Raw genomic sequence first — 11,649 nt, 5'->3', positions numbered from 1 at the left:
ATCCATACTTGTAATACATCTGCCGTTTCTTTGGTTTTTGCAATACTTGAAGTAGCTAATTCCCCAGAACTAAAACTTAATATCAGAACACCAAGTGCCATAAGGCAACCTAGTTGAAATACTAATAACATTACAACTGGCATAACAACTAGTCTAGTAGATATTACAGATGGTTTTGCGAAAAACGTCTCCTGAAAATTTATACTATGCTTTCTGCAATATTTATAAAATAATAAAACTGGTATAACATACAAAACACTGAGCAAACCAATTTCTTGCTTTAACGACATCGATGCTCCATAAAACAATGGCAATCTAATTACGCATTCCATAAGGAAAAATCCAACTAATAAATATAGCAAGATATAACGAAATTTCAATCTAAATAATGCATTGTTTATCAAAACATTACGCCCTCTCCTCAATGATATAACAACCTAGAAATTACCCTTTATCTCATCATAGCACAATAAAATGTAAAAAATCCCATTTTTGTTATAATTAACAGTAAAGAACCTCTCGTTTTTTGTTATAATCTAAATATACAGAATACAACCAAACCAAGGAGAGATTCCCATTGCTACTTCTACAAATGATTCTAGATATTTTACTAGGTGATCCACACGAAAGACAGTTCGAAATTAGAGAAAACATTCAGCTACTAAATGAACAACCAGTGTTCAACGATTTAATAGAGCGCTATGGCCGATCTTTCTTATTAAACTTTCGGATTCGAAAATTTATCGGGAAACACGATGCCCGCTTGTTAATACATAATCCAGTAAAGCTGCAACACTTCTGTGCGGAACTTGAATTTATGATTAGAAAAAGAGGATTGTTTAAATAAGGAGAGAATTCATATGAACTCTGAAAAGGTTAAAAAGTTATTATATGTTTTCGTACACCTCGTAGGCCCGCTTTCTTACCTCACTATCTCTACCATTTTGGGAGCTTTTTTCACTTCCAAATCTACATTCGAAAATATATCTGATAATCTTTGTGTGATGGCCATCTATTACGTGTTTATAAGCTTACTGTGGTTTTTCTATTTAGGTCGATTAGACAAAGACGTGGATAAGATTACACAAGAGATTCATAACAACAAGATGTAATACATATAAAAAAGGAGAGCCGCCAAGACTCTCCTTTTTGTGTTAGCTTCGTTTCTGCTTCTTATCTGATGAAGGTACTTTATGAGAACCGGTTTCATGCGTTGTTGTTCCTTGTCCTTCCACCTCTGGAGAACCTAGGACTGATCTAGAATGATCTGTTTTCACTTTTTTACTCATTGCACTCACCCCCCAAGATTACTTTTTACTTAAGGGTAAAAAACTATTCAACAACCATATGAACAAACGCTCTTTTACTCTCTTATCTGTTTTTCACTAATGTCCCATAGACGTTTTGCGGCATCCTTATCCAAGGCAGCTTCAGACATTTTTCCTATTTGCTTATCGGCATAGTAATAACCACTATGATCAGTAAATTCAGTTGATTCTGCTAGCCATATTAGAGTTTCAGCACCTTTCTCGGGTGTACGAGAGAAAGGTTTCATTGCTGCCATAGTTAAGCGAGCAACTAGACCATTGTCCTGGTTGAAATTCGTAGCCACTAGCCCTGGATCGAAGCTGTATGCACTAACACCCGTCCCCTCCAACCGCTTTGCCAATTCAGCGGTAAATAAAATATTTGCTAGCTTTGATTGAGCATAACGCATTGTAGGACCACCCATGAATTTCTTAACACCACGATAAAGTTGTTCTGCATCTAAATCACCGAAATCAATTCCCTTTTTAGCCATTTTGTGACCGTGAGATGCGGTGGTGATAACACGAGCAGGAGCACTTTTTTTTAAACGCTCCAACAGCAAATTAGTGATTAGGAATGGACCTAAATGGTTAACCGCCCAAGTCATCTCCAAATCGTCCTCTGTAAGCTGCCTTGTTTGAAATAAAGCACCAGCATTATTCACTAATATATCTATTCTCGGACACCTTTCTAAAATATCAGTAGCTACCCGGCGTATAGATTGTTGGGAAGCCATATCAGCTAAAAATAGATCTATCATCACATCCCCATTCGTTACATCCTTAATTTGAGCAATAGCAGCATTCGCTTTTTCCTCGTTACGTGCAATGATTCCTAGTTTGGCACCGCGCTCTGCAAATGCCTTAGCTGCCGCTAATCCAATACCACTTGTTGCACCAGTAATCACCACATACTTGTCATGCAGTGTCCACTTTGTATGACTTGTAATCTCCCCCATCGGTACAAGAACCCCTTCCCTTGCCCATAAATATTTCATTCGTTTTACTATATGTGAGATACGAACGAACCTATGAACAACATTTTTCCAAACAAAAAAAGCGAGAGCAACTGCTCTCGCTTTTTTCATCTTAAAACTCTGAAGAACCTGGAGTTCTTGGGAATGGAATTACGTCACGGATGTTAGCCATACCAGTGATGTACATTAGGAAGCGCTCGAAACCTAGACCGAATCCAGCGTGTTTTGTACCGCCGTATTTTCTAAGTTCTAAGTACCACCAGTAGTCCTCTTCGTTCATACCTAATTCTTTAATTCTGTCTACTAAAACGTCCATTCTTTCTTCACGTTGACTTCCGCCGATTAATTCGCCGATGCCAGGAACTAGAAGGTCAGTAGCAGCTACTGTTTTTCCATCTTCATTCATACGCATGTAGAATGCTTTAATGTCTTTCGGATAGTCTGTTACGAATACAGGGCGTTTGAAGATTTCTTCTGATAAGTATCTTTCGTGCTCTGTTTGTAAGTCAATACCCCATTCTACTGGGTATTTGAAGTCTGCACCTGATTCTTGAAGCACTTTAATTGCTTCTGTGTATGTGATACGACCGAAGTCAGAGTTGATTACGTTGTTCATGCGTTCTAGAACTGTTTTATCAACGAAGCTGTTGAAGAATTCCATTTCTTCTGGTGCATGCTCTAGTACGTATTTCATTGCATATTTCAGCATATCTTCTGTAAGATCCATTACATCGCCTAATTCAGCGAATGCAATCTCAGGCTCAACCATCCAGAACTCCGCTGCGTGGCGAGTTGTGTTTGAGTTTTCTGCACGGAATGTAGGTCCGAATGTGTACACATCACGGAACGCTAATGCATAAGCTTCAGCATTCAGCTGTCCACTTACTGTTAAGTTTGTTTCTTTGCCGAAGAAGTCTTTTGATTCGTCGACTTGTCCGTCTTCACCTTTAGGTACGTTGTTTAAATCTTGCGTTGTTACGCGGAACATTTCGCCTGCACCTTCTGTATCACTACCAGTGATAATTGGTGTGTGAACATGTACAAATCCACGCTCTTGGAAGAATTGGTGAATTGCAAATGCTGCGATAGAACGCACGCGAAATGTTGCTGAGAATGCATTTGTTCTTGGACGTAAGTGAGCGATTGTACGTAAGTATTCAAACGTGTGACGCTTCTTTTGAAGTGGGTAATCAGAATCTGATAAGCCCTCGATATCAATTTTTTCTGCTTTAATTTCAAATGGTTGCTTCGCTCCAGGCGTTGCAATTACTTTACCTTCTACTTTAACCGAAGAGCTAAGTGGAAGCTTTGCAATTTCTTTGAAGTTCTCTAATTCTGTATCGAAAACGATTTGAACACCTTTGAAGAAGCTACCGTCGTTTAATTCGATGAAACCAAATGCTTTTGAATCACGTAAGTTACGAATCCAACCCGATACTTGTACTGTTTGATCTGCGTATTTATCTGTATCTCTATACAGACTTTTTACTAATGTGTTTTCCATAGTAAAATTCTCCTTTACTCATATATTTAAATACAAAAAAACCTTTCATCCATAAAGGGACGAAAGGTTAAACTTCGCGGTACCACCCAATTTGTCATAAAGACCAACTTTAACTCGTATGTAATACATACTTCCCGGTTTGTAACAGGCCGGATTCCCGTCTAAGTCTACTCTTGAACACAAAATTCAATTTCGGTTAGCAACTCCAAGGTGTTCTTCACATATACCGCCTCATCAGGCTCTCACCGTCCCTGACTCGCTTTGGATTATAGTATATACTACTTTTCCTTATCATCGTCTTTCGTTTTGTTAAACTAAAATTAATGTACTACATTCGAGGGAAAGATGCAAGATGCCTTGATATATATCAGCGATTTTTATACTATATCGATCATAACTCCAAATATATCGGCGATTTTTATAATATATCGACTTACCGACATTTTCCGACAATCGTGCCATAAAAAAAATTGCCGGACTTAATCCGGCGATTTTTTATTACTTACGTAACTCCGCACCAAATTTCTCTTCTACCGCTGTTAATACACGGTTATGCGCTTCTGTTACTTCTTCGTCTGTTAATGTACGTTCTGCATCGAAGTAGTTCATAGAGAATGCAAGTGATTTCTTGCCTTCTTCCATTTTTTCACCTTCGTATAAGTCGAATAGTGCTACGTCTTTCAGAAGTTCTCCGCCAGCTTCAGCAATGACTTGCTTCATTTCACCAGCTTTTGTTTCTGTTGTTACTACAACAGCCATATCACGTGTCATAGATGGGAAACGTGGAATTGCTGAGTAGTAAGTTCCCTCAGCGTCTGCACCGAATACTTTTGCAAGAGATAATTCGAATACGAATGTATTTTTCACATCTAATTGTTTTTCTGTTTCCGGGTGCAATTGACCGATGAATCCGATTGCTTCACCATCTAATACGATGTCAGCTGTACGGCCTGGGTGCATACCTTCACGTTTTGCTGGTGCATAAGTGATTTGATTTGCCACGCCAAGTACGTCGAATAATCCTTCTAATACACCTTTAACAACGAAGAAGTCTACAACTTTCTTCTCACCTTGCCATGCATGGTGAAGAGCAAGACCTGTCATAACACCTGCAAGATGTTGTTCTTCTTTCGGAAGTTCTCCTGCTTCTGTTGGTAAGAAGATAGAACCTACTTCATATAATGCAACGCTGTCGTTTTTACGTGCAACATTGTATGAAACTGCTTCTAACAATTGTGGCACTAAGCTTAAACGAAGTTGGCTACGCTCTTCGCTCATTGGAAGCGCAAGATTTACAGGAGCTTTTTCGTTCGGCTCAACCATATATTGTTTCGCTTTGTCAGCGCTTGTTAATGAATATGTGATTGCTTCATATAAACCAGCACCTTCTAGGAAGCGGCGTACTTTACGACGTTTCGTTTGTGCTGATGTTAATTTACCACGTGTCATTGTTCCAGATGGTAATGTAACTGGAATGTGATCATAACCATACAGACGACCTACTTCTTCTACTAAGTCTTCTGAAATTGTAATGTCAGGACGACGTGCTGGTACATTTACATGGAATGTTCCTTCTACTTCTGTGAATGGGAATTTTAAGTTTGTGAACATTGTACCCATTTCACTCGCAGAAATATCTGTACCTAATACACGGTTTACTTTTTCAGCTGTAACAGATACTGTACGTTCTTGTACTTGTAAGTTATCAGCTTCTACTACACCTTCAAGCGCTTGTCCACCAGCGTATTTTGCCATTAAAGCAGCTGCATGTTGAATTGCTTCAAATGTACGTGTTGGGTCGATTCCTTTTTCAAAACGTGCACTTGATTCGCTACGAAGACCTAAGTCTTTTGATGTACGACGCACTGTTTGACCTGCAAAGTATGCAGACTCAATTAGAACGTTTACTGTCTCGCTATCAACTTCAGAATCCGCTCCGCCCATTACACCAGCAACAGCTAACGCTTTTTCACCGTTTGTAATAACAAGGTGGTGGCTTTGTAACGTACGTTCTTGAGCATCTAATGTTTGAATCTTTTCGCCTTCTTTTGCAAGACGAACAACGATTTCTTTTGAACCTAATTTATCGTAATCGAATGCATGTAACGGTTGACCGTATTCCATTAAAATGTAGTTTGTAATATCAACTACATTACTAATTGGACGAATGCCAGCTGCCATAAGACGAGTTTGCATCCACATTGGTGATGGACCAATCTTTACGTTCTTCACCATTTTTGCAATATATAATGGGTTTTCTTCTTTCGCTTCTACACTTACAGAAATGTAATCAGAAGTTTTTTCTGCTGTTTCTTGTAAGTCGATAGCTGGAAGTTTCACTTCACGGCCGTAAATAGCAGCTACTTCATATGCAACACCTAACATGTTTAAGCAATCTGCACGGTTTGGTGTTAAACCAAGCTCAAGTACTTCATCATTTAAATTTAAAATTTCAAGTGCATCTGCACCAACTTCAGCATCACTTGGGAAGATGAAGATACCGTCTGCATATTCTTTCGCAACGAATTTCCCATCAATACCAAGCTCTTGAAGAGCACAAACCATACCGTGAGAAGCTTCCCCACGTAGTTTTGCTTTTTTAATTTTGAAGTTACCAGGAAGTACAGCGCCAACTTTTGCAACTGGTACTTTTAAACCTTTTGCAATGTTAGCAGCTCCACAAATAATTTGAACCGGTTCTTCTTCACCGATATCGATTAAGCATTTGCTTAATTTATCAGCTTCTGGGTGTTTTTCACATTCTAATACGTGACCAACTACAACACCTTTTACACCTTTATTTAATACTTCAACACCTTCTACTTCAATACCACTTTTCGTGATTTTGTCTGCTAGTTCTTGTGCTGTTACATCTTTAATATCTACATACTCTTGTAACCAACGATATGATACGAACATATTTATCCTCTCCTTCCCTTACGCTCGTTTGAACTGCTGTAAGAAACGTACATCATTTGTATAGAAATGACGAATGTCATCTACGCCGTATTTCAACATTGCGATACGCTCTGCGCCCATACCGAATGCGAAACCTTGATATTCTTTTGAATCATAACCAGCCATTTCAAGTACGTTCGGGTGAACCATACCTGCTCCTAAAATTTCGATCCAGCCAGTCCCTTTACAAGTGCCACAACCTTTACCGTGACACATCATACAAGAAATATCCATCTCTACAGACGGCTCTGTGAATGGGAAGAAGCTTGGACGAAGACGGATTTCACGATCTTCACCGAACATCTTTTTCACGAATACTTGCAGTGTACCTTTTAAGTCACTCATACGAATATTTTTATCAATTACAAGACCTTCAATTTGCATGAATTGGTGTGAATGCGTTGCATCATCGTCATCGCGGCGATACACTTTACCAGGACAAATAATTTTAATCGGTCCCTTTTCTTTATTCTTTTCCATCGTACGTGCTTGCACAGAAGATGTATGTGTACGTAGTAACGTTTCTTCTGTAATGTAGAATGTATCTTGCATATCACGCGCTGGGTGATCTTTCGGTAAGTTTAATGCTTCGAAGTTGTAGTAGTCTTTTTCTACTTCTGTTCCTTCAGCTACTTCATAACCCATACCGATGAATACATCTTCAATTTGTTCAACAACTGCTGTTAACGGATGGTGACAACCTGTTTCAACAGGACGACCTGGCAGTGTAACATCAATTGTTTCAGTAGCTAATTTCGCCTCAATTACTGCTTTTTCTAAGTTACCAATTTTGTCTTCTAGACGCGTTTGAATCGCTTCACGTACTTCATTTACTAATGCTCCCATACGTGGACGCTCTTCTGCTGATAATTTTCCCATGCCACGTAATACTTCTGTAATTGGACCTTTTTTCCCTAAATACGCTACGCGTACGTCGTTTAAGCCCTTTAGCTCTTTCGCTTCTTCAATAAGCTCTAACGCTTTTTGCTTTAGCTCTTTTAAACGTGCTTCCATTTGGAACCCTCCTAATTTTAAAAATAAAAAAACCCCGCTCCCAAAAAGGGACGAGGTAAATTCGCGGTACCACCCTAAATTGACAGAACAAGTCTGCCCACTCATTAGTTATAACGATCAATTCTGACCGGAACGCCTTTACATATAAATGGTCCTGGCGCCAACTCCAGAGGTGAATTCACTTCCATCTACCATAAGAATGCTTTCAGTCTACGGCACTCTCTCCCTATATGGCGATTTTGTAAGCTACTCTTCTCTATCAACGTTTTTCATTAATATACTTTTATTATATGTTCAAAAAAGTTCGATACTCATTTCACCACTTTTTTATGAACATGCACTTCAACTTATTATAAGAAGTTTTTTATCGATTCGCAACTGGGCTTTGTAAATAATACGTTAAAATCCCTGCTGCAACCGCAACATTTAATGATTCTGCCCCGCCGTAAATCGGAATATACAAGTTTTGATCACTTTTCGCAAGAATTTCTTGGCGTACGCCGCTTCCTTCATTCCCTACAATTAATGCAAAACTTCCAGCCGGGGTTACTTCACCAAATGGAACTCCATTTTCAAGAGCTGTTCCATATACAGGGACGTTATTTTCTTTTAACTTGTCTACCCATTCTTCTAAGTTCCCTTTCACAACCGGTAAGTGGAAAATAGAACCTTGTGTAGATCGTAGTACTTTACTATTATAAACATCAACGCACCCTTCTCCAAGCACAACGGCATGAATACCCGCTGCATCCGCTGTACGAATAATCGTTCCCAAATTACCTGGGTCTTGAAGGCCGTCTAATAAAAGAAATTTCCCATCAGTAAGAGCTACTTCTTTCTCATGTTTCTCACAAACAGCAAATACACCTTGCGTTGTTTCTGTTTCGCGAAGTACTTTTACAATTGCTTCAGGCACGATATACATTTCAACTTCGTTAACTGTCCAATCTTTCGGAAGGTCTGTCTGATTTGAAACGATAAGTTCTGTTACAACACCTGCCTTTAAAGCTTCCTCCACTAAGTGGAACCCTTCAACAAAGAACAATCCTTGCTTATCGCGTTCTTTTTTCGTCTGCAGCTTTTTCCACTGCTTCACACGCGGATTTTGTACTGAATCAATGTTTTTCATAATATGTAATTCCCTCTCTTCTTGTCTTATCATTATAGCCTATTTTTCATACATATTTACATAAAAAAGAACAAAAACTAACGTCAGTTTCAATTCTGAAGAAGAGGTGAAAGTGATGAATTTTAATCTACGCGGCGCTGTGTTAGCGAATGTATCTGGAAATTCACAAGACCAATTACAAGAAACGATTGTCGATGCAATTCAAAGCGGTGAGGAAAAAATGCTTCCAGGTCTTGGTGTTTTATTTGAAGTCATTTGGAAAAATGCTGATGAAAATGAAAAACACGAAATGTTAGGAACACTGGAGCAAGGATTAAAAAAATAAACAATAAAAGGTCACCTTAGAAAAAAAACTAAGGTGACCTTTTATGTCTATAAAATTTTTCTTCTCCTAAACATTTCTACTTTACTAACGCTACCCCGATGGAGTACAATGTTCAAAATACATTTAAACCGATTGATTTTTCTTCATATACATCATTGGATAAAAGGAGTGAATGTTTTATGCACCGTATTACGCTTGAACAAATTTTTAAACATCACATTACGCAAAAATATGTAAACCGTTCTGGAATGGTCCACGCGATCGCTGTCGCTTACCATGCGTTTCACTTAGCCAAAAAGCATCACGCCTCAGTCGATGCTGCGACAAAGGCTGGCTTCCTTCATGATATCGGACATCATACGTGGTACACAGGCGGCGAATGGGACTATGACTTGTATAAAAAGAATGATATACATGCGATTAAAGGGGCAGAAAGATCTCATAAATTGCTTATTAGATTAGGAGAACATCCTAAACTAGCAAAAGAAATTTCTGTTGCAATTCTTCTGCACACTGATTCTTTCCTACTAGAACAAACACTTGAAAGAACACCTCTACAAAATGTTATTAAGTGGGCGGATGAAGCCGATGAAGAACCAGGTGGCGCACACCATTATAGAACTATTTCTTATGAAAAAGCATTGAAAGCAATTCAGCAATTAGACCGATTGTTAGAGCGTGAATTACAAATAGAGCAAAAGAAATTGAATGACAAGGCAGAACATAGTTATCAATGAGAAAGAGGCATCACTATAGGGTGATACCTCTTTTATTATTTTCACGAAAAATACACCTTTATATGTAATATTTAAATATTACACCCGAAAACAAAATACTTTATAATTAAATATACAAATATAAAGAGGTGATTTTACAAATGCAACCCGTTACACAACTTTCTAATGAGCAGAAATACTCTATGTCATGGGGACAATTTATTAGCTCCGTTTTATTCGCTTTTTTCGGAACCGGACTTATTACTGTGTTCCTCGCAATGCCCTTAACAATTTATACAGCCGGTCTTACAGATAAAAAACAAATTGCCCTGTATGAATCTATTGCAAATACTGCAAGTATCGTATTACAACTAGCCGTGTTGTTATTCTTCATTTTCAAATTTGAACCCGCAAAAAAATTACTGCTAAAATCTTTTAACTTTAAAGCACTTAAAGAATGGCGTACATACGTATACTTACTTCTTTTCTTCGCTATAAACATTATACTCAATTACATCTTGTTAAATTATGTGTTCCAAGACGCAACGAAGCAGCAATCTTCCGCACTTAACTTAGACGTTTTTAAGCAGTATCAAATATTATTACTTCTCGGCTTCGCTATACTCACACCAATTTTTGAAGAACTTATTTTCCGTGGCTTTATACTTCGCTTCTTCTCAGAGCGCTTTCCATTTTGGATTGCAGCCATCATAACAAGCTTCTTCTTCGGTATCGCTCATACATACTCACTTGGAGTAATGGTAATTACTTTCTTCATGGGATTATTAATGGCTATTTTATGTAAAAAAACAAAATCCATTATTCCAGCTATGTTATTTCATATTATGAATAATATGTTAGCATTCTTGAGTTAGAAAGAGGTCTCATCGCGATACCTCTTTCTACTCTTTTATCACAACTTCAAACTCTTCTTCCGTTAACACTTTTCGGTAATTCGTTTTCTTTTCTCCCTCTTCACCAGAAGTTAGGACAGGTGTCAGTACAATTTTCGTTACACTGTCCTCTAGCTTTTCAAAACGCCAATAACTATTTTCCGCTAATGTATGACCTGAAACTGGTTTTAACTCTTTCCCATCTTGATCTTTTGCAGTAAATGTCACATCTAACTTTGTTCCGTTCATCATTTTATAATTTAACTTCGTAGATACAGGAGACACTTTCAAATCTTCCACTTCTATTTTTTGACCATTTTCTAATTTAAAATGCTTATGGGTTGGGATTGTTTTCGTTTCAGCTTTTAATTTGTCTCCAGATGCCTTAAAGGAAAAGCCCCATTCTCCTTTTATTGAGGTTTTATCTTTTAACGGCATAAGTCTTCTATATATAATTTGTATATCTAGTTCCCCATCCAATTCCATTGGCTTCATTTGTGAATCTTTCAAATTTGTAGTAGTAAAAAATGTGTATGTATAATCATTTACTTTTTGTTTACCTCCACCACCACTACCATTTAACTCTTTTCCATTTATATAAACATCTGGGTACGGTAAAAAAATATCTCCCAGATTAACACTGTTAGACTTAAACGTACTATTAACAATAATCTGTCCCTCATCTATCATCACTTCATCTAACCTTACTTCTACACCATTATCATAAACCGTTTGTCCTATTGTCGTTTTATATTCTTTTAAAGGTTCTCCTCTACTGTTTACGTAGTCTTCCATTTTACTTCCGATTAACGGTATATCCGCAATC

Annotated in this window: 13 protein-coding genes and 2 other annotated features; of the genes, 5 read left to right on the top strand and 8 right to left on the bottom strand. The window is 37.9% G+C overall.

Going from position 1 to position 11,649, the window contains the following annotated elements; genetic code table 11:
- Positions 1 to 332, bottom strand: a 332-nt coding sequence (locus AC1DJR_RS06490; RefSeq protein WP_477002242.1) for a hypothetical protein, incomplete at its 3' end; no start/stop codon positions are given.
- A 245-nt stretch (positions 333 to 577) separates the two neighbouring features.
- Between AC1DJR_RS06490 and AC1DJR_RS06485 the strand changes: the two genes are divergently transcribed.
- Together AC1DJR_RS06485 and AC1DJR_RS06480 are read left to right on the top strand one after the other, a co-directional pair.
- Positions 578 to 847, top strand: coding sequence for a hypothetical protein (locus AC1DJR_RS06485; protein WP_429688065.1), 270 nt, complete (start codon positions 578 to 580; stop codon positions 845 to 847).
- Positions 848 to 860: 13 nt separating this feature from the next.
- Positions 861 to 1,112 carry a hypothetical protein gene (locus AC1DJR_RS06480; RefSeq protein ID WP_429688064.1) on the top strand — a complete coding sequence of 84 codons (252 nt, stop codon included), beginning with the start codon at positions 861 to 863 and terminating at the stop codon, positions 1,110 to 1,112.
- Between the two features lie 42 nt (positions 1,113 to 1,154).
- Here AC1DJR_RS06480 and AC1DJR_RS06475 read toward each other — a convergent pair whose 3' ends face one another.
- The 6 genes from AC1DJR_RS06475 to AC1DJR_RS06450 all read right to left on the bottom strand — a co-directional run bounded on the left by AC1DJR_RS06475 (position 1,155) and on the right by AC1DJR_RS06450 (position 8,922).
- The gene (locus AC1DJR_RS06475) at positions 1,155 to 1,289 is read right to left on the bottom strand and encodes a YuzL family protein (RefSeq protein ID WP_429688063.1); all 135 of its coding nucleotides are present in this window, start codon (positions 1,287 to 1,289) and stop codon (positions 1,155 to 1,157) included.
- 74 nt (positions 1,290 to 1,363) lie between these two features.
- The gene (locus AC1DJR_RS06470; RefSeq protein ID WP_429688062.1) at positions 1,364 to 2,266 is read right to left on the bottom strand and encodes an SDR family oxidoreductase; all 903 of its coding nucleotides are present in this window, start codon (positions 2,264 to 2,266) and stop codon (positions 1,364 to 1,366) included.
- Between the two features lie 130 nt (positions 2,267 to 2,396).
- Positions 2,397 to 3,788: an asparagine--tRNA ligase gene (gene asnS / locus AC1DJR_RS06465; protein WP_128280776.1), complete on the bottom strand. Its 1,392-nt coding sequence runs from the start codon at positions 3,786 to 3,788 to the stop codon at positions 2,397 to 2,399.
- A 52-nt stretch (positions 3,789 to 3,840) separates the two neighbouring features.
- Positions 3,841 to 4,092, bottom strand: a binding site (T-box leader).
- A gap of 194 nt (positions 4,093 to 4,286) precedes the next feature.
- Positions 4,287 to 6,707: a phenylalanine--tRNA ligase subunit beta gene (gene pheT, locus AC1DJR_RS06460; protein ID WP_477002241.1), complete on the bottom strand. Its 2,421-nt coding sequence runs from the start codon at positions 6,705 to 6,707 to the stop codon at positions 4,287 to 4,289.
- A gap of 18 nt (positions 6,708 to 6,725) precedes the next feature.
- Positions 6,726 to 7,760 carry a phenylalanine--tRNA ligase subunit alpha gene (pheS, locus tag AC1DJR_RS06455; protein ID WP_002015457.1) on the bottom strand — a complete coding sequence of 345 codons (1,035 nt, stop codon included), beginning with the start codon at positions 7,758 to 7,760 and terminating at the stop codon, positions 6,726 to 6,728.
- 43 nt (positions 7,761 to 7,803) lie between these two features.
- Positions 7,804 to 8,032: a binding site (T-box leader), on the bottom strand.
- Positions 8,033 to 8,124: 92 nt separating this feature from the next.
- On the bottom strand, positions 8,125 to 8,922 hold the full coding sequence (locus tag AC1DJR_RS06450; RefSeq protein WP_429688059.1) for a TrmH family RNA methyltransferase: 798 nt from the start codon (positions 8,920 to 8,922) through the stop codon (positions 8,125 to 8,127).
- Positions 8,923 to 9,004: 82 nt separating this feature from the next.
- On the opposite strand from AC1DJR_RS06450, the gene sspI reads away from it, so the two are divergent.
- The 3 genes from sspI (at position 9,005) to AC1DJR_RS06435 (ending at position 10,805) form a co-directional block, all read left to right on the top strand.
- The gene (gene sspI, locus AC1DJR_RS06445) at positions 9,005 to 9,214 is read left to right on the top strand and encodes a small acid-soluble spore protein SspI (protein ID WP_088034070.1); all 210 of its coding nucleotides are present in this window, start codon (positions 9,005 to 9,007) and stop codon (positions 9,212 to 9,214) included.
- 179 nt (positions 9,215 to 9,393) lie between these two features.
- Entirely contained in the window at positions 9,394 to 9,951 is a 558-nt protein-coding gene (locus AC1DJR_RS06440) for an HD domain-containing protein (protein WP_429688058.1), read from the top strand.
- A gap of 140 nt (positions 9,952 to 10,091) precedes the next feature.
- The gene (locus AC1DJR_RS06435) at positions 10,092 to 10,805 is read left to right on the top strand and encodes a CPBP family intramembrane glutamic endopeptidase (protein WP_044442269.1); all 714 of its coding nucleotides are present in this window, start codon (positions 10,092 to 10,094) and stop codon (positions 10,803 to 10,805) included.
- Positions 10,806 to 10,832: 27 nt separating this feature from the next.
- On the opposite strand, the gene AC1DJR_RS06430 is transcribed toward AC1DJR_RS06435, so the two are convergent.
- Positions 10,833 to 11,649, bottom strand: an 817-nt coding sequence (locus AC1DJR_RS06430) for a DUF4179 domain-containing protein (protein ID WP_477002240.1), incomplete at its 5' end; no start/stop codon positions are given.

This window comes from Bacillus sp. 05T31 (genome assembly GCF_056396725.1).
Note: the sequence above shows the minus strand (reverse complement) of the source record. Positions and strands in the feature narration are given on the sequence as shown.